18 protein-coding genes are annotated in these 19083 nt (G+C 42.5%); 9 read left to right on the top strand and 9 right to left on the bottom strand.

The genetic code is table 11. The features are described from left to right. Positions 1-130: 130 nt before the first annotated feature. On the bottom strand, positions 131-358 hold the full coding sequence (locus GKS34_RS16020) for an avidin-fold protein (RefSeq protein ID WP_240459330.1): 228 nt from the start codon (positions 356-358) through the stop codon (positions 131-133). Continuing rightward, positions 324-440, bottom strand: a complete 117-nt coding sequence (locus GKS34_RS23850) for an avidin-fold protein (RefSeq protein WP_494337703.1) — start codon at positions 438-440, stop codon at positions 324-326. The genes GKS34_RS16020 and GKS34_RS23850 overlap by 35 nt, the downstream gene beginning before the upstream one ends. Before the next feature lie 99 nt (positions 441-539). Between GKS34_RS23850 and GKS34_RS16015 the strand changes: the two genes are divergently transcribed. From GKS34_RS16015 to GKS34_RS15995, 5 genes are all read left to right on the top strand, one after another. Beyond that, positions 540-1343, top strand: coding sequence for an endonuclease/exonuclease/phosphatase family protein (locus GKS34_RS16015; protein WP_240459329.1), 804 nt, complete (start codon positions 540-542; stop codon positions 1341-1343). Positions 1344-1502: 159 nt separating this feature from the next. Beyond that, complete coding sequence (locus GKS34_RS16010) at positions 1503-2495, top strand: glycoside hydrolase family 43 protein (RefSeq protein ID WP_163385990.1); 993 nt, start codon at positions 1503-1505, stop codon at positions 2493-2495. A gap of 14 nt (positions 2496-2509) precedes the next feature. After that, positions 2510-3469, top strand: coding sequence for a glycosyl hydrolase family 18 protein (locus GKS34_RS16005; protein WP_163385989.1), 960 nt, complete (start codon positions 2510-2512; stop codon positions 3467-3469). 49 nt (positions 3470-3518) lie between these two features. Next, complete coding sequence (locus tag GKS34_RS16000) at positions 3519-4484, top strand: nitrilase family protein (RefSeq protein ID WP_163385988.1); 966 nt, start codon at positions 3519-3521, stop codon at positions 4482-4484. A gap of 7 nt (positions 4485-4491) precedes the next feature. After that, positions 4492-4914, top strand: a complete 423-nt coding sequence (locus GKS34_RS15995; protein ID WP_240459328.1) for an NUDIX hydrolase — start codon at positions 4492-4494, stop codon at positions 4912-4914. A gap of 15 nt (positions 4915-4929) precedes the next feature. On the opposite strand, the gene rocF is transcribed toward GKS34_RS15995, so the two are convergent. From rocF to GKS34_RS15975, 4 genes are all read right to left on the bottom strand, one after another. Beyond that, entirely contained in the window at positions 4930-5880 is a 951-nt protein-coding gene (rocF, locus tag GKS34_RS15990) for an arginase (protein ID WP_163385987.1), read from the bottom strand. Positions 5881-5988: 108 nt separating this feature from the next. Further along, the gene (locus tag GKS34_RS15985) at positions 5989-7290 is read right to left on the bottom strand and encodes an acetyl-CoA hydrolase/transferase family protein (RefSeq protein WP_163385986.1); all 1302 of its coding nucleotides are present in this window, start codon (positions 7288-7290) and stop codon (positions 5989-5991) included. Continuing rightward, a complete protein-coding gene (locus GKS34_RS15980) occupies positions 7287-9932 on the bottom strand; it encodes a cation-translocating P-type ATPase (RefSeq protein ID WP_163385985.1) in 2646 nt (881 codons plus the stop codon). Before GKS34_RS15980 ends, GKS34_RS15985 begins: the two co-directional genes overlap by 4 nt. Next, a complete protein-coding gene (locus tag GKS34_RS15975; RefSeq protein WP_163385984.1) occupies positions 9929-11008 on the bottom strand; it encodes a site-2 protease family protein in 1080 nt (359 codons plus the stop codon). The genes GKS34_RS15980 and GKS34_RS15975 overlap by 4 nt, the downstream gene beginning before the upstream one ends. A 248-nt stretch (positions 11009-11256) precedes the next feature. On the opposite strand from GKS34_RS15975, the gene GKS34_RS15970 reads away from it, so the two are divergent. The 4 genes from GKS34_RS15970 to GKS34_RS15955 are packed head-to-tail and all read left to right on the top strand — an operon-like array spanning position 11257 to position 15824. Beyond that, entirely contained in the window at positions 11257-11673 is a 417-nt protein-coding gene (locus GKS34_RS15970; RefSeq protein WP_163385983.1) for an OsmC family protein, read from the top strand. Continuing rightward, positions 11670-11909: a hypothetical protein gene (locus GKS34_RS15965; protein ID WP_163385982.1), complete on the top strand. Its 240-nt coding sequence runs from the start codon at positions 11670-11672 to the stop codon at positions 11907-11909. The genes GKS34_RS15970 and GKS34_RS15965 overlap by 4 nt, the downstream gene beginning before the upstream one ends. A gap of 26 nt (positions 11910-11935) precedes the next feature. After that, positions 11936-12937 carry a PDC sensor domain-containing protein gene (locus GKS34_RS15960; RefSeq protein WP_163385981.1) on the top strand — a complete coding sequence of 334 codons (1002 nt, stop codon included), beginning with the start codon at positions 11936-11938 and terminating at the stop codon, positions 12935-12937. Further along, positions 12930-15824 (top strand): PAS domain-containing hybrid sensor histidine kinase/response regulator, encoded by a 2895-nt coding sequence (locus GKS34_RS15955; RefSeq protein WP_163385980.1) that lies wholly within the window; start codon positions 12930-12932, stop codon positions 15822-15824. Before GKS34_RS15960 ends, GKS34_RS15955 begins: the two co-directional genes overlap by 8 nt. On the opposite strand, the gene GKS34_RS15950 is transcribed toward GKS34_RS15955, so the two are convergent. From GKS34_RS15950 to GKS34_RS15940, 3 genes are all read right to left on the bottom strand, one after another. Then, entirely contained in the window at positions 15817-17121 is a 1305-nt protein-coding gene (locus GKS34_RS15950) for a dihydrolipoamide acetyltransferase family protein (protein WP_163385979.1), read from the bottom strand. The genes GKS34_RS15955 and GKS34_RS15950 overlap by 8 nt on opposite strands. Before the next feature lie 86 nt (positions 17122-17207). Continuing rightward, positions 17208-18467 carry a competence/damage-inducible protein A gene (locus GKS34_RS15945; RefSeq protein WP_163385978.1) on the bottom strand — a complete coding sequence of 420 codons (1260 nt, stop codon included), beginning with the start codon at positions 18465-18467 and terminating at the stop codon, positions 17208-17210. A 113-nt stretch (positions 18468-18580) separates the two neighbouring features. Further along, the gene (locus GKS34_RS15940) at positions 18581-19075 is read right to left on the bottom strand and encodes a dihydrofolate reductase (RefSeq protein WP_163385977.1); all 495 of its coding nucleotides are present in this window, start codon (positions 19073-19075) and stop codon (positions 18581-18583) included. Positions 19076-19083: the final 8 nt, after the last annotated feature.

Raw genomic sequence — 19083 nt, 5'->3', positions numbered from 1 at the left:
GGTATTATCCTAAACTTCCTCTAGAATTGATTCTCCCGAACTCTTATCTCCGGAGGTCCATTGCCATTTTTCATCTGTTAATAATTTTTTTTCAACGGTCAGATGGAATCTCGCATGATTGATAATCATCCTACTGTGTGACGTTCTCGTCATGCTCGATTTCAGGTAACCTGATTTTTCCGTTGGGCAGGATTTCAGGAACGGACCTGCAGATTCCAGTCATAATTTCATGAGAATAAATAACCTGATGGTAGCTCATGGTGATGATTCCATTTTCTTCGACGATTCCCATCAGATGACCCATTTGAATAGTTTCGCTTTTACTACTTGGCCCATAGCACACGATCTTTTTGCTCATAGTGAAAACACATGTTTCCATTCAAAGCTCCGTTTGAAGAATTGTGGACCAGTCTGAATACTTTATTGTGGTATAGGATCATGGAATAAATAGGTAGGAAAAAAGGGAATCTTCTCTGCCTGTTAAAATAAATGGAAATTAATATCTTTGAAAAAACTATTTATAAAAAATAATACCCTGCATGATGAAGACTCGTATACCAATCAAATGTTTTTTACTACTGTTTTTTTCGGTTTTGGGGTTATTTCCTTCCTACATTTATGGTCAGGAGCAGCCCCGGGTTCGGGTATTAGCCTACAATATCCACCATGCAAATCCGCCTTCCAATCCAGATTCCATTGACCTGCCTGCCATTGCTCGTGTTATTCGTGAAAGTAAGGCGGATTTGGTGGCATTGCAGGAAGTAGATGTATATACTCAGCGTTCCGGAAAAGGGCTTCACCAGGCCGCGGTATTAGCAGATTTGACGGGGATGTATTATTATTTCTCCAAATCCATTACCCACCAGGGAGGAGAATATGGGAATGCCATTCTTTCCCGATTCCCCATAGAATCAGCGGAAAAAATCGCCCTTTCTGCGGAGGATGGCACAGAGCCTCGAACCTTGTTATCTGTTCAGGTGAGCCTGCCTGGAGGAAAAAAGATTTTGTTTGCATCTACCCATTTGGACTTTAGCAATGCAAGCAATACCGCCAGACAGGCAGCGGATATTACCGGTCACTTTGAGAAAGCTACCTTACCCATCATCCTGGCTGGGGATTTTAATGCCTCACCGGGGTCCGACGCAATTAATGAATTGGATAGCTATTTCAAGAGGAGCTGTGAAGAAAATTGTCCCCCGACGATTCCCGTAGTCAATCCAAAAAGGACGATCGATTTTATTTTTTACAAAGCTGCAGGCAGTTTGGCCGTGACCGGACACCATGTAATCCCCGAAACGTACGCATCCGACCATTTACCAGTGCTGGCCACCTTTACCTGGTGAAAGATTTCCTATAAGTTAAAGTCCTGGTTCTGTTGCGCAAGTGGTTTTTTCCTGGTAAATTCATCTGAAAGTAACTTAGGAGCTTACAGTTTAATATAGATTAATATAGATATTCTAATATATTGAAGGCAATAAGCTACACATAATAAGTGAGAAGCAATGAGAAACGTTATATCTGGATTTAGTGCCTTTTATTGTTTCCTGGTTTTTATTTCCTGTTCCACCCCGGAGTCCGAAAAAGCTGTTTACGCCGGAAACCCGGTTTTGGAGGGCTGGTATGCAGATCCTGAAGTGATTGTTTATGAGGATAAGTATTGGATTTACCCTACCTATTCAGACGATTTTGATCGGCAGGTTTTTATGGATGCCTTTTCCTCCCCGGACCTGGTTAACTGGACTAAACACGAGCGGATAATTGATACGGCGGCCGTAAAGTGGGCCAGACGGGCCATGTGGGCGCCAGGTGTGATCAGCAAAGGTGATCAATATTATCTTTTTTTTGCTGCTAATGACGTTCACGAAGGCGAGGTAGGGGGGGTAGGAGTGGGGGTAGCGAATCAACCTGAAGGTCCTTTTCGGGATTTACTCGGTAAACCCCTCATCAACGATATTGTCAATGAAGCCCAACCCATAGACCAGTATATTTTCAAGGATACAGATGGCATTTATTACATGTATTATGGGGGTTGGGGACGTTGTAATGTGGTGCGATTGAAGGATGATTTTACAGGATTACTTCCCTTTGAGGATGGGGAATTGTATAAGGAAGTCACCCCGGAAGGATATGTTGAGGGCCCATTTATGTTTGTTCGGAACGGTAAATATTATTTCATGTGGTCTGAGGGGGGGTGGACAGGTCCGGATTACCGCGTAGCCTACGCAATTTCGGATAGTCCCTTCGGGCCCTTTGAAAAAAAAGGAGTGATACTGGAACAGGATGAAAAAATAGGAAGGGGAGCGGGACATCATTCTGTACTTAAAATCCCGGGAGAGGAAGAATATTACATCGTCTATCACCGTAGACCACTGGATGAAACTGATCCAAACCACCGGGTGACCTGCATTGACAAAATGGAGTTTGGACCCAACGGTGAAATCCTGCCCGTCATCCTGACCTTTGAGGGCGTAGAAAAAAAACCAATAAAACCATAAATCTGATATTGGTGATGATTCGATTGTTAATTCTATCATTATTATTTTCTTCCGCTTGTTCTCTGGGTGTGGGAAACGAAAAGGTTCCGGAGCGCAAGTCCCAGGTTTTGGGGTACCTTTATAGTGAGGATGACTGGAGGTTTGGACTGGAGGGTATTGACTGGTCCATGTATACGGATATAAACCTGGCTTTTATCCAACCCGACCATACGGGAAAATTTAGTCAGGATGATGTCTACCATGAAATTGTAAAATCCGCTCACGAAAATGGTTCCCGGGTTTTCATTTCGATCGGCGGAGGAGACCCACCTGAGTTTTTGGCAGATTTAATGTTACCTGAGCAGCGAGATCACTGGACGGAACAAATTGTTGCACTTGTCAATACCTATGGATTCGATGGAGTGGATGTGGATCTTGAAAATTCGCTAATTAACGAGCATTATGCTCCTTTTGTTCGCGAATTGTCCCGTAAATTAAAAAATTCCGGTAAGCTGACGACGGCAGCTTTAGCAAGCTGGAACAGCGATTTGATTCCGGATGACGTATTCGGCTTATTCGATTGGGTTAACGTCATGTCCTATGACGCTACCGGGCCCTGGGATCTTGAAAATCCCGGTCAGCATGCGCCTTTCGAAAAGGCTGTTTCAGATATTCATTATTACCTTGATCAAAGAGAGATACCCTCGGAAAAAATCCTATTGGGCTTGCCATTTTATGGGTATGGGTTCGGTCCCGGAGCTCCTGCCAGCCTCACATACAGGCAAATTCTAGAAAAATACCCTTCTGCATACATGCAGGACAGTTTATCCTTTCCTGATGGAGGTGTTTTCTACTACAACTCACCTGCACTCATTCAGCGTAAAACCGAATTGGCGAAAGAACAAGGCTTGGGAGGCGTTATGATCTGGCATGTTTTGGCGGATACCAAAAATGGGAATTCCTTATTAGATGCAGTTAGAAAAGGAATGAAATAACGTGTGAAAACCTGAAAGTGACATCAGGCTATTGGAAACTTTATAATACATGGACAAGAAACAGGATTTAAAAATAGCATCGGTTCAATTCGAAAATGCAAGTGGTGATAAAACCAAAAACCTGGATACCATCGAATCCTTATGTGAAAACGCAGCATTAGCAGGTGCTCAGGTGATTTCTTTTCATGAATGCTCCATTACAGGGTATACCTTTGCCCGAAAATTAAACAAAAAACAATTACTAGACCTGGCTGAATTTGTTCCCGATGGTCCGAGTACGGAAAGACTCAAAAGAATTGCCAGGAAATATGATATCACTATTTTAGCTGGCCTGTTCGAAAAAGATGCAGAAGATCGTATTTTTAAATGTTATGTTTGCGTGGATGCGGATGGACTTAAGGCAAGACACCACAAGCTTCATCCTTTTATTAATCCTCATTTAACTCCAGGGTCAGGTTATTGTGTGTTTGAATTACATGGATGGAAATGTGGGATTTTAATTTGCTATGACAATAACATCGTGGAAAATGTCCGCGCTACGAGCCTTTTGGGAGCAGAGGTGATTTTCATGCCCCATGTCACCATGTGTACGCCATCTTCCAGGCCGGGAGCTGGCTTTGTTGACCCTTCGCTTTGGTATAACAGGCAGAAGGATCCCACCTCACTCAGGATAGAATTTGATGGAATGAAAGGGCGTCAGTGGTTGATGAAATGGCTACCGGCAAGGGCTTACGATAACGGAATTTATGCGGTGTTTTCCAATCCGATAGGAATGGATGATGACCAGTTGAAAAACGGCTGTTCCATGATCATAGATCCTTTCGGTGATGTTATTGCCGAATGCCGAAAACTGGATAATGACTTCTGCCTGGCTACCATAAATGCTGAAAAACTTGAGCAAGCAGGTGGGTTTCGGTACAAAAATGCCAGAAGGCCGGATCTTTACCGGGACATAATTGGGAAGGAGCATAAGCCCACGCAAAAAGTAGCCTGGCTTAATCAAGACAAGAAATAGATACAAAGTGGAAATACCAAAGGTACCGGAAAATTTTTACCGGGTTAGTGTGAAGGCCCTGGTGTTGGATGATTGCGATCGATTTCTTCTGGTCCGGGAGGACAACGGGTGGTGGGAACTGCCTGGAGGAGGGTTGGATTTTGGAGAGAGTCCCCGGCAAGGAATAAACCGGGAGATTTGGGAAGAAATGAAGCTGAAAACAACCTATGTCGCCGATAAACCAGCTTATTTTTTTACGGTGAAAAATCATAAGGAGGTTTTTATAGCCAATGTGGTATACGAAACCAAATTGGCTCACCTGGATTTCGTTCCTTCACCCGAATGCGTAGGTATCCGTTTTTTTTCAGCCCGACAGGTGCTGAATGGAGATAAAATGTATCCCAATGTCCGTGCCTTTGCATCGATCTTTGAAAGTCAGCCCTTTCGGTGAACCGTTTCAATGGAGTTAAAAATGAGAGACTAGCGAACGGGCAGTGGATTCCAGCACATCAAAAGCATTTTTAGCCATGGCATTTTCAGTGTCAAGGGTCGGATTTACTTCTACGATTTCCCAGGCACAAACTCTTTTGTCTCTGATAAGGGCTTCGTTTAACCGGATAGCTTCTTCCAGAATTAGACCATCGGGAACAGGTGTCCCAGTGCCTTTTGAAAGGGATGTGTCCAGGCTGTCCACATCGAAAGAAATGTAAATTTGTTCGCAGTCTTTTAAGGAAGCAAGTGCTTTTTCGGCTGTTTTTGGGATACCGGCGATCCGCAAATCACTAATGGAGATAGAGGGGATTTTGTGATTCCTGATCAAATAATTTTCTGCTTCTTCCGTGTCCCTTACCCCGATAAAAACAATGTCTTCCGGGAGTATTTTCGGACTGCCCCCACCTATTGCCTTTATCTTTTCCCAATAGGCTACCGTCCCTGGTAGCGGTTCGTTTATTTTTTGATCCAGATTATCCAGCCCCAGACACATAGCCAGGGGCATGCCATGCATATTTCCGGAGGGCGTGGTAAAAGGTGTATGTAAGTCAGCATGAGCGTCTATCCAAATTACGCCGAGCCTTTTTTCGGGGTGGGCAGCCTTGATACCCATGATGGTGCCCGCTGCGGTGGAATGGTCTCCGGCAAGGATGATGGGAAATTTTCTAGCGATGCGAAGGGATTTTACAGTGGTGTACACATTCTGAAGTACCTCATATACACCGTCTATGTAGTTGGCATAGGGGTGTTGGTTTCCTCTCCAAAGATAATCGTTCGCATCTTCTACATGGATGGGATCAAACCTGGTAAAAAAATCGGAGGACTTATCCAGACTGGCTACTTTTAGCGCATCGATCCCCATGCTTGCTCCTCTTGTTCCGGCTGCCAGTTCTGATCGTACTTCCACCAATTTTATATCCCGCATCGATAATCAATTAATTTTGACACAAAAATCTTACAAATTGAACTCGGATACAAGTTATATCTTTTTGCAAAATAATCGACGTAGAAAGGAGGAGGGGTTTCTCCTCCTTTACCTGAACGGGTAAACAAAATTTCCAAATCTTTCGTGGATGGCCTTGTCCAATTCCTCCTGGTGTTCCGGAGCGGCAATTTTTTTAAGTTCATGCGCCCGCTGCCGGAGGTTTTTTCCGTACAGATAGGCGGCCCCATATTCGGTGACCACATAATGCACGTGTGCTCTGGTGGTAACTACTCCGGCCCCTTCTTTGAGGAAAGGGACGATTTTGGATTTGCCTTTTTTGGTACCGGCCCGCAAGGCCATTATCGGCTTACCGTCTTCCGAAAGTGCAGCACCTCGCATAAAATCCATCTGACCACCGACACCCGAATAGTGATAGCTTCCAATTGAATCTGCGCAAACCTGACCAGTCAGGTCTATTTCTACACATGAATTAATGGAAATGACTTTCGGGTTCTTTCGGATGATGGCAGTATCGTTTACATAGGCTGCTTCGTGAAACGAATAGGCCGGATTATCATGTATACTGTCGTATACTTTTTTGGTGCCGATCACGAAAGAGGATACCACTTTGCCGGGATGTTTTTTCTTAAATTTATTAGTGATGACGCCTTTATTCATCAAATCAATGACTCCGTCTGAAAACATTTCAGTGTGGATTCCAAGGTCTTTGTGGTTCTGTAAGGATTGCAGTACCGCATCAGGAATGCCTCCAATACCGAGCTGAAGGGTCGAGCCATCGTCAACCATTTCTGCCACAAATTTTCCTATTTTGTAATCTGCCTCGTCCAGTTTGGCAGAATAATCTACCTGTGGTAGGGGCTCATCTACTTCTATGATCCGGTCGAATTTACTGACGTGGACCTGACCATCGCCCATCGTACGGGGCATTTGTTGATTGATTTGAGCAATAATGAATTTAGCAGTCTCGACGGCCGGACGGGCCACATCTACCGAAGTACCGAGGGAACAATATCCATGTCTATCGGGAGGAGAAACCTGAATCATCGCGATATCTATGGGTAGGATGTTTTTTCTAAAAAGCCTTCCAATTTCACTTAGGAAAATGGGTACGTATCCCCCTCGTTCACTATTTACTGCCTTTCGGACATTTTCGGACACAAAAAGAGAATTAATGTAAAAGCTTCCTTTGCAGGACTCATCGGCCAAGGGCATGTCTCCAAGGGTAGTAATGGATACAATTTCCACATTTTCCAACTCCTCTTTCCGTTTTGAAAGGGCATTAAGCAATATGGTAGGTGTTGCAGCACTACCATGAACAAATATTCTTTGGTGACTGGTTACAAGTTGAACGGCCTCATCTGGACTTACTGATTTAAATTCTTTATTCATAGTTTTCTACGTATCAATTTGTATAATTCATTTACCCACAATACCAGGGAGGAAAGGGCTACCCAACTAAGGAATTCTCCAGGGGAGAGCGGGTGAAAATTAAATAATGAAGCCAAAGCAGGAATCTCAATTATCAGAACCTGAATGACTATGGAAATAACCAAAGCATAATTTACCCATTTATTACTAAAGAGGCCAACTTTAAAGGCAGAACCTTTTATGCTTCGCATATTAAAAACATTGAAAAGTTGAGAAAAGGCTAGTACAATGAAAACAACAGTCCTGGCTTTTTCCATACTCTCTGGCAAATAATACTGGAAGGCAAATAGGGACATTCCAGTCATCAGGAACGTGTTGAGGAATAAAAATGGTAGAATTTCGCGGTTAATAATGTTTTCTTTTGGATGGATTGGTGGTGAATTAAGTTCGTTGCCTGTCCCTTTTTCGGTAGCCAGGGCTTTATCGCAAAATCCATCTGTAACCAAATTTATCCATAATATTTGGGTGGCAGTCAGCGGCATGGCAAACCCAAGGGCAATGGCAACTATCAAGGTGACAATTTCGGCAAAATTAGTAGTGATCAGAAAAAAGCTAGTCCTACGGGCGTTGTTGAATACAATTCTTCCCTGTTCTACGGCTTGAACGATGGTGGCGAAATTATCGTCGGCCAGGACCACTAACGAGGCTTCTCTTGCCACATCGGTGCCCATTATACCCATGGAAACACCAACATTGGCTTGTCTTAAGGCCGGGGCATCGTTAACCCCATCTCCTGTCATTGCCACCAGCTCTCCTGATTCCTGCAAGGATTTGGCGATTTTTAATTTCATCAAGGGACTTAATCGGGAAAAAATATCCACCTCCCGTATGGCCCGGGTAAAGTCCTCTTTACTCAATTTCTGAAGTTCTGCATCAGTGAGTACCTGTTCTCTACCAGGAAGGACAATCCCTACTTCTTTTCCTATTGCGAAGGCCGTTTGGGAATGGTCACCGGTAGCCATGATTACCCGGATACCTGCCTGGTGACAGGCTTTAACCGCTTTTTGGACTTCAGGTCGTGGCGGATCTACCATTGCTGCCAGGCCACAAAATACCCAACCTTTATCAGATGGCGGTTCCGGATTTCCTTCAGGATGGAAAGCCAGAGCCAAAACCCGAAAGCTGTTTTTCGACCAATTGTTTAGAATTTCCCTGATGGCTGAACGGTGTTGTTCTGTCAGGGTGGAAACCCTGTCTTTGTCTTGAAATTGGGCTGATTTTTCAAGGATTTTTTCCGGTGCGCCGATATAATACTGAAGTCGCTTTCCTGATTTTTCCACAATGGTGGACCGAAATTTTTCAACAGTGCTGAAAGGAAAGTCTTTTACTATGGGCAGGGTCCTTTGGATTCCGGCTTTTCGGGCCAGCACTGAAAAAGCCGCCTCCGTAGGGTCTCCGGTTATCTGGTACCTGCCTTTTTTTGTGACTGAAACAGAAGCCTGGTTGCAATGAGCTGCAATCTCCAGCAATGAATTGAGAGCCTTTATATCGGCCTCATTCCCTGAAAATTCCCCTTTTGTTTCCCAGCCTTCTCCGCTCACGCCTATTTCCTCCCCACCTACCTGCCATAGTTTTTTAATGGTCATGGTGTTTTGAGTAAGCGTTCCCGTCTTATCCGTCACGATGGTACTCACAGATCCAAGGCTTTCGGTAGCAGAAATTTCCCGAATGATGGCGTTTTTTTTGGACATTCTGTTTGCGCCTATGGCCAACACTATGGATAGCACAGCCGGTAGCCCTTCCGGAATGGCAGAAACCAGTGCCGCTATGGATATCAGGAGAAGCTCATCTACAGGAATTTCTTGGAAAAAGTAGCCTACTAAAAACAGGATTATTGCACTCAATATGGCTAGGATAGCCATTTGTTTGGCTAACCTATTGGATTTAATTTTGAAACTGGAATCTTTTGCCGGGATGGATTTTAGACTTGCCGCAATCTTTCCAATTTGGGTGTCCGGGCCGGTGGCGATAACCCAGGCCAAGGCGTTCCCTCCAGAGACAAAGGTACCTTTCCAGACCATGTTTTTCCGGTCAGCTAATGGACTGTCTTCGAGGCTGGGATCACAGTTTTTTTCAATGGGTACAGGCTCTCCAGTAAGGGAGGATTCCATGGTTCGGGTGTCCTCGGCTCGGAAGAGTATTCCATCTGCAGGTATAAGATCACCCTCGGACAAATGCATGACGTCACCGGGTACCAACTCTCTAGAAAGGATGGTTATTAATTTTCCGTTTCGAATTACAGCGCATTTTGGAACCAGTAAGTTTTTCAAGGCCTGAACAGAATTTTCAGCTTTAAATTCCTGAACAAATCCAATCAGAATATTGATGACTACGATGGCCAAAATGACAATTACGTCTACATGATGTCCCGTCAAAAAAGAGATCAATGAGGCAACCAAAAGGATATAGACCATGATATTTTGGAATTGCCGGAATAATAGGAACCATACCGATTTCTTTTTTGGATCGGGCAGTTCATTCCAGCCATAAACCTGGCGCAATTGGTCAGCTGTTTGAGTACTTATTCCGGATTCTGAGGTTTGTAATTTTTTTTTGATTTCCTCAGTGCTAAACCGATGTGGATTGTCCGGAATCTGAATCATTGGGCCAACGCATTTTTGACCATTATAAATTCCGAAATATTTTCCTGGTCTAAAATGCCTAAGAAATGGTTGGCTTCGTAGACCAGAGCTACTTTTTTATTTTCTGAAGTCATTTTTTTGAAGGCATCCTGCAATGGAAGGGAAATTTCCAGTTTTAGGGGTTTTTGATCGGCCACCTTTTCGACAGGGGTCTGTCGATCCCCTTGCTGCAGGCCAAGTACTATTCCCTCTCTACTAAGGATTCCTATAGGAGTATCTTCCTTAACTACGACAAAGTGTACTGCCTGGCCTTCCAATAGTTTATCTACAGCTTTTTGTAAAGGGGCATCAAAGGCAAGAATTGGGAATTTCCGCATCAGCACGTCTCCCACCTTATATCCTTCCAAAAAAGAAGATTGTTTCGTTTGATTGACTTCTGCCTGAGCACCTAAAAAAATAAAAATGCCAATCAGTACTAAAACCGGGTTATTAAATAACCCAAAAAAAACAAAAGCGATGGCCATCAGTTGACCGATTCCTCCAGCAATTTCGGTGGCTTTAATACGGGGCATTCCAGTGGATAACAAGGCTCGTAACACCCGACCTCCATCCATAGGAAAGGCAGGTAATAAATTAAATAGTGCTAAAAAAAGATTGGCTGATGCCAGAAAAAGCCAAATGCTATTGCCGTTAAGTTTGGCTTCCTCCAATAAATTCAGGTCAAACCCCGTTAGTGACACCACTATGGACAGAAGCAAAAACAGCACAACATTTACCAGTGGCCCTGCGATTGCTACTTTAAGTTCTTGCTTGGGATCTTCCGGAAGTTTTTCCAATCTGGCTAATCCTCCAATGGGCAAGAGAATGATATCCCTTGTTTGTATTCCGTATCTTTGTGCGGTAAGAGCATGACCGAATTCATGCAAAATCACACAAATAAAGATTAATAGAACAAAAATGATCGTCCACCCGGTATCAATCCAGGGGGTACCGGATCTTACGTTGGAAATTATAATCCACAATAAAAGCAGCGAAAAGGTCCAATGAATGAAAACCTTAATGCCGCTGTATTTTCCTAGATATAATGAAAATTTCATTTTTGAGGGTTGAACTGGATAGTAACGGAATTGGAAATTAGCAATAATGCTATTTGTAAAAATAAGGCTTAGATCTTGATTTGCAAGCCGGACGAATTAAAGAAAAGAGGGGTGGAGCAACTGTTTTCTGCTCAGCCTTTCACTAAAGCAACGGCAGGTTTTGATTTGCTTTTTATACCTTTGCAATGCTTATACCTAATCGGTAAGGTATTGTCTATTAACCAAAATTTATTATTTTCGAACTCGAGATGAATAAAAAGCAGATCACCCTTCGCATGATTTCTGATCATGAATACGAATCAGTTAACACAACCGGAAACAAAGTTCAGATCGATATGTACACTGGCGAGGAAAAACAGCACCAATCACCCATGGAATTGCTGCTATCCGGACTGGCTGGCTGCTCCGCAGTAGATACAGTATTGATGATGAAAAAAAAGCGCCGGAATGTGCAGGATTTCAAAATTGAGGCTGAAGGCATACGGAATGACGGAACACCCTCTTTTTATAAATCCATCCAATTACATTTTATGTTAACATCCCCTGATGCTACCCAAAGTGAATTTGAAAAAGTGGTCAAATTGGCCGTTGGAAAATACTGTTCGGTGGCATCCTCTTTAAAATCCGAGATCAATTACACAGCGGAGGTAATCAGACCGGCATGAGGGTAGTCAACGAAGTGAAAAAAGAGGAAGTTAAGATTACCCTTTTTGATTGGAACAATAAGTATCTGATCAAGTTTGAAACAGGGGGCATGGAGCAGACGTTTAAAATTTCTGCATTGGATGTACCAGAGGAAAAGTCGTTAGAACTGATGCTGGAGGGTGAATTCTTTGAAGATGTGAAAGAAAGGTTCAACGAAATGCATCAATCACTTCAAAAAGCTATGAAAAATTTTTAACTTTGTTTATATTTAAATATTCAAAGATGAAATATTTATTTTTCGTACTATTTTCCATTTTATTGTTTTCTTCCGCCTGTCAATCGGATCCTAAAAAGGTACATCAACAGCATTTTCAATTGCTGGACTCCGTGATTCGAAAAGTGGAAGCTGATTTAATACCCATGGAGGCGGACATTGCTGCTTTAGCTAATTATTCATCGTTTTTATTTCAAAAGGCAGATAGCCTGGTTCCCCTTGGAGACGACAGCAAATTTCTTTCTGATGAAAGGGGATTCATTTATAATAAAAATGAATCGGGAGATGAAAGTACGGTTTTTGTTTCTATTGTGGCCAAGAATAAACCACTCGCTATTCGTGAAATCCATATTACTGAGCCATTGGATAGTGCTTTTATCAAAATTTTAGAGAAAAGGAAAATGGTGTGCCAGATTTATTTCAATTCAGCCAGCCATTTCAATCGGTTATACCCTCCCTACGACCTTTTAAATTCACTAGATCCTGAAATAGACATAACGGCATTTAATTTTTATTACATGGCAGATGAGGCCCGAAACCCCAACAGAAAGGCCGTTTGGGTACAGGAGGTGTATATTGATCCGGTTGGTAGAGGTTGGATTTTATCGCTGATTCATCCTGTTTATCATGATAATGAGTTAAAAGGTGTGCTGGGTTTTGATATTACACTTTTTGACCTTATGAAGGCATTCCTGGAAAAGTCTGATAAAAAACTGATGCTCATAGACAGCCAGGGTACTATCGTAGCTGGAAAAGCTGAAGCTATCGAAGCATTAAGCATGCCTCCTCTGAAAAACCATGCCTATATTCAAACCATTCAATCAGATAATTTCCGGAAGGAGAATTTTAACCTGTATAAAAGCAAAAGCAAGGAGGTAAGACAAATGGCGTCTAAATTTTTGTTGGAAAAAGAAAACTACCATAGTTTTGAGATGGGTGGTAGGTTGTTTGAGGCTTATTGTAAGAGGATGAACTTAATGGACTGGTACTTATTGGATATCCATGACTGACAGGGAGAAAAACAGGACGGAAAATTACCGGAGAGAGGCAAAAAAATTCTGGTGGCTAAGTATAGGTGCCATTTTGTTTACGGTGACCCTGGCTTTTTTCTTTTACCGTTCCTTATCCAAAAACCTGGTAGAAAGCCGAAAAGTGTTCCTCAACAAGCAAGTCGAGCTGGCTGCAAATGAAGCTCAGAGAACCTTCAACAATTTGAATGAAGACTTGATTTTTTATGCAAACAATCAGGAGAGACTTCTTCCATCCGGAAACAGCGCATTGAAATCCACAGTAGATGAAACAAGGGTAAGACGATTATTGAATAATTACATTAATCTGATCGATACCCTGTTCATTGAAAAGGGAGATCTCAGAAAAATTTACCAAGTCTCAGATGCCAATTATTTTTCGGTAACAGAGGCTAAAACCGGGATTGGGGAGCAGGATTGCCGCTATTGTTTTAGGGTCAAATCAGATAAAGGAAGCGTGACGCTGTTGGTAAAGCTAAATTTGGGAAAGTACTTTTCCAGACAACTGGTCAATTATTACCTGGGATCCAATACCAATAAATTGGTTTTTTTGGAAGGAGGCTTTTACCAGTTGATCGATGATACCATTAAAGATCCAGTGTTCCTGGATAAGGGGCTGGAGGAAACCATGGTTAGAGAAATTGAAGGAGGCCTGAGAGGTGAGTATGAAGGTGCCTTATCTGAAAATGGATCATCTGAGGGGCAGGTATCTTTACTAATTCAATATCCTTTTACTTTATTTCGTCTGGAATTAGAGAAGCCCATTGCATTTGTATTCACTCAAAATAAATCATCAGTTGTATCGGGGGTTTTTGGAAACTACTTCCACTTATTTCTTTCCCTCCTTGCATTGTTGATGTTGGTGGTTTTTTTCCTATCAAAGTTTTTTAAGGTGACAAGTGAAAACAACCAATTATTAGAAAAAAAATCCAGGGATTTAGATCAATTACTGCGGCAACAGACCATGCTTTTACAACAGTCGAGGGGCTTTATGTACTATCAGGATAAAGGCCTGAAATTGTATCATGTAAGCGACAACGTAAAAGAGGTTCTTGGTTATAGTCCGGAGGAATTCCAAACTTTTGCTTTAGAGGATTGGGTGTGCGATGAGGCCGATTCATTCATACTAACCAAAAAAGAGGCTATAGAACGAAAAGATGATTTTTACTACTTCGAGGCGCATTCTAACCGCAAAGAAGGGGCCCCTATACGAGTAAAGATTTTTGAAAAGCTAATTTTTGAATCTGACGGAAAATTTGCTGGTACAGTAGGAATCTGTACAGATATTAATGATAAATACATCGCCGATCAGGAGCTGATACGAAGTGAAAACCGGTTGAGGTCGGTGTTGAATAGTTTACCGGATATTATATTCATCTACAATAATAAAGGCGACTTTTTGGATTATTACGTACAGTATGAGGAGCTTTTGTTGCAGCCACCACAAAAAACACTAGGGAAAAACATGAGTGAAGTGATTTCCGGTGAAGCCGGGAAGAGGGCCATGCGCGCATTTGATAGGGCTGTTATAACAGGCAAGATGCAAACCGAGGAATTAGATTTATTACTCGATATAGGCAGAAGGTATTTTGAAATACGGTTTTTTAAACTGGATGAGGAGCGGATGATTTCTGTTGCAAGAGATATCACTGGGCACAAACTCTGGGAAAGGGGACTTAGGGAAGCCAAAGAAGCGGCGGAATTGGCTAATAGGGAAAAATCAAACTTTCTGGCAAATATGAGCCATGAAATAAGAACTCCATTAAATGGATTATTAGGAATTACGGGCTTGTTGTACAAGACTTCCCTTTCTGAGGAACAACAGGAGCTGCTTTCTATTATCGGCGATTCCGGGGAATCATTGCTTCATATTGTAAATGATATTCTGGATTATTCCAAAATTGAGGCTGGGAAAATGGAATTGAACCCGGTGTTTTTTAAGCTTAAACCCGAGATGGAAAGAATAATTAATATTTTTTCCGGCATGGCACATGAAAAATCCCTTCGAATCAACTTGGTAATAGATGATTCGCTTCCAGATGTCATTGTGTTGGACAAGGATAAATTGGCGCAAATATTTTTTAACATTATTGGCAATGCTGTGAAATATTCCCTTAAGGGAGGGGAAATCACTGTGTTTGTAAAAGGAGAAAAGCTATTTTCCAGTAATCTTATCCTCCATTGTGCAGTAGAAGATAATGGAGTAGGGATAGATCGAGAAAAATTACCCGAATTATTGAAGCCTTTTACGCAGGCAAATGCAGCCTCAAACGGAGACTACAAAGGTACCGGATTGGGATTGGCCATCGCCAATAAGTTGATCGAATTAATGGGAGGTGTTTTGCAGATTGAAAGTGAATTGGGAGCGGGTTCAACATTTTCCTTTACGCTGATATCAAATATTGATGGTGAAGAAAACCACTCGAATGGAGATACTTCATTTGAAAAAGAAGTAGTTGATTTTGAAAGAGTTTCCGACGATTTCCCACTTAAAATTCTGATTGTAGAAGATAACGACATTAACCTTAAATTCATGGTTATGCTGTTAGTCCAATTAGGCTATGAGCCAGATATAGCCATGAACGGGCTGGATGCCATCAAATGTGTTGAAGAAGTACAATACCATTTGATATTTATGGACAATCAGATGCCGGGAATGAATGGAATGGATGCCACGAAAGTGATTCGATCCATGGAAAATGGAAAAGTAGTGGTCATCGTAGGGTTATCAGCCAGCGTATTTAAAGAGGATGTAGACCTTGCCCTTTCCAACGGTATGAATGATTATCTGACCAAACCGGTAAAAATCCAACAAATCATCGATACCATTAAGAAATGTAGCCGGGCCATTATAAAGGCTACTAAATGACGGAAGTCAGATCGAAATTTTCCAGGTAATCAGCCACTTTTTTGACAAACATCCCGCCTAATGCACCATCAACCACCCGATGGTCATAAGAATGAGATAAAATTAATTTATGGCGTACAGCAATCATATCCCCGGTTGGCGTTTCTATGACTGCGGGTTTTTTAGTAATGGTTCCCACCGCAAGTATGGCGACCTGAGGTTGTACGATGATGGGGGTACCCATAATATTTCCGAAGGAGCCTATATTGGAAAGGGTATACGTGCCACCTTTAAGTTCTTCTGCATTCAGTTTGTTTTCACGCGCTCTTCTGGCGAGGTCGTTGATTTTTTTGGATAGGTTAGGAAGGTTGTATTGATCTGCTTGCCGAATCACAGGCACAATTAGGTTTCCATTGGCCAGTGCTACAGCAATACCTATATTAATATCTTTTTTCTTGATGATTTTATCCCCATCTACTGAAATATTAATCATCGGGAAATCCTTCAAAGCTTTGGCTATGGCCATCACAAAAAAGGGCGTAAACGTGATGGGTTCCCCTTCTTTTTTTCGAAAATCTTCTTTTATTTTATTTCGGTAAAGGACGATTTCAGTGAGGTCCGCCTCAACGAACGAAGTTACGTGTGCAGAGATGTTTTTAGAATCCAACATGCGATGTGCAATCATCTTACGCATCCTGTCCATCTCAATAATTTCATCCTGACTGTCACTTAGTGGGATAGGTTCTTCGGGTGGAGGAGTGGGCTGGGGGGAGGACTCTTTCTTTTTCCTCAGGTAGGAGAGGATATCATTTTTAGTGATTCGGCCATCTTTTCCCGTCCCTGGTATGGCAGCTAGTTCAGTTTCTTTTATTTCTTCGGCTTTTGCAATACTAAGCACCAGGGGTGAGTAAAAATTTTTTTCTTCAATTTTTTTTCTTTCTTTTTTTGAAACGGCGCCCAAGATCAGCGAGGTGTATTCCGGAACATCCGGAATGGTGTCGGTTTTTGGGGAGGTAGGGTTTTTTTGGAGATTCTCAGAAGTTGCAGGTTTTGGCTGTCCTTCATCAGTTTCTTTTTCTACTGTTTCAATCAGCGCAATTGGCTTGCCCACTTCGACTACTTCTCCTTCTTTGGCCAAAATAGATTTTAAGGTGCCAGCATGGGTGGCGGGTACTTCTGTATCCACCTTATCGGTAGCAACCTCCAAAACAGACTCATCCTGCTCAATAAGGTCCCCTTCTTTTTTTAGCCAGGAAAGGATTGTGCCCTCCATTATGCTTTCTCCCATTTTGGGCATCACCATTTCTACTGTTGCCATAGTCCTTCTGTAAATCGTATTGAATTTGCCTCTAGGTATAAATCTAAAATTTAGGAACTGGTTTGCAAAAGGAAACCTTTTAAATTTTATGTGGTTGCCCGTAAAATGGTCTCCCTCAATAAATTTAATGCAGCAATAGCAGTCAGATGAATGTTGACGGTTCGGTCTTTTGTCAGCTGTAATTTCCGGGTGTGGCATGCTTGGCCGTCATCACAGGCAATCCAAACCAATCCTACGGGTTTTTCTTTGGTCCCTCCTCCCGGACCGGCGATACCACTTGAGGCGAGACCAAAATCGGAATGAAACTTGTTACGTGCATGACGCGCCATTTCAGTGACCGTCGCTTCACTGACGGCTCCATTACTGGTTAAAACTTCCGCTGAAACTCCTAAAACGGCTTCTTTAAACTCATTGTGATAAGGGATAATTCCTCCATTAAAATAGTCACTTGATCCCGGAATGCTGGTAATCAGATGCGAAATATACCCTCCGGTGCAACTTTCTGCGAGCGCCAGGGTTTTTCCATGTTTTACGAGTAAATGGCCGATGGCAGTGGGAAGGATATCGTCATTGAATCCATAAACATACTTAGAAATCAGAGGCAATAACCGTTCGATATGGGTCTCCACCTCTGCAGCCAGTAATTCCTGGTGGGTACCAAAAGCGGTAAGTCTGAGTTTTACTTCTCCCAAAGAGGGCAGGTAAGCGAGGCGAATATGAGCTGGCAGCTTTTCTTCCCAGTCTGAAATCAAATCGGAAAGCCAACTTTCACCGATGCCAACTGTACGGACTAGTTTGTGGTAAATGACAGGCAGTTGGTACTTTTTCTTTAAGCGGGGAATGACTTCCTCCTCCATTAAATACTTCATTTCATGCGGTACTCCTGGCATGGACATGAAAATTTTCCCTTTTTCCTCAAACCACATGCCGGGAGCGGTCCCTACCTCATTTCGGATGTATTTGCAATTGGAAGGGAGGTATGCCTGACTTCGGTTAGTAGCTGTCAATTCCTTCCCTCTGCTATGAAAAAGGTTCCTCACATCTTCCAAGGCATCGGGAAACAACTCAAGGCTGGACCCAAAATAATCAGCAAGAACCGATTTTGTCAGATCATCTTTAGTAGGGCCCAAGCCTCCTGTTATTAAAATGATGTCTGCGGTAATCGCAGCTGCTTCAAAGGCCCCCAACATGGATTGGTGATCGTCTCCAATAGTTGTCTTTCTTACGACCCGAACACCTATTTTATCCATTTCCTCACTTAGCCACTTGCTGTTAGTGTCCATAATCTGGCCATAAAGGAGTTCATCGCCTATTGAAATGATTTCTGCTGTAACCGGTTGCTGCATGAAACAAGGGTTTGTTTTTTATGGTGCAAAATTAAAAAGTTTCCTGATAGTGACTGGGGTTTGCAACCTTAATTTACAACTGGGACTCATTTTATCCGAAACAATTAAACAACTTATTTTCTGCGATAAGTAACAAACGCGTGGTTATAGGGATTTTTGTCATCCTTTTTTACTTCCACCTTATCAACCAATTCCCATGCGTTCGGGTCGAATTCCGGGAAAAAAGTATCCGCATCTGGGGAAGCCTCAATCTCGGTAATAATCATTTCATTAGTATATGGAAGAGCTTCCTTATAAATATTTGCCCCTCCTAGAATAAAAATTTTTTCCAGCTCACTGGATTTTGCTATGCGAAGTGCCTCTTCCAAATTGTGTGCCACGAAATGACCCTCCGGAACCTTGAAGTCGCGGTTTCGGGTGACCACAATATGGGTTCTTCCCGGCAAAGGCCTGCCTAGGGAAGTAAAGGTTTTCCTTCCTATAATGACATGGTGGCCGGATGTCGTTCTTTTGAAATGGCTGAGATCTGATGGGAGATGCCAGGGTAAATGCCCATTTTTTCCGATGGCATTATTAGCGGCTTTTGCCACAATAATCGAAACTGTCATGTACAATT

This window comes from Cyclobacterium jeungdonense (assembly GCF_010994275.1).
GTDB lineage: Bacteria > Bacteroidota > Bacteroidia > Cytophagales > Cyclobacteriaceae > Cyclobacterium > Cyclobacterium jeungdonense.
The sequence above is the reverse complement of the archived record's forward strand: the minus strand, read 5'-3'. Positions and strand labels throughout refer to the sequence as shown.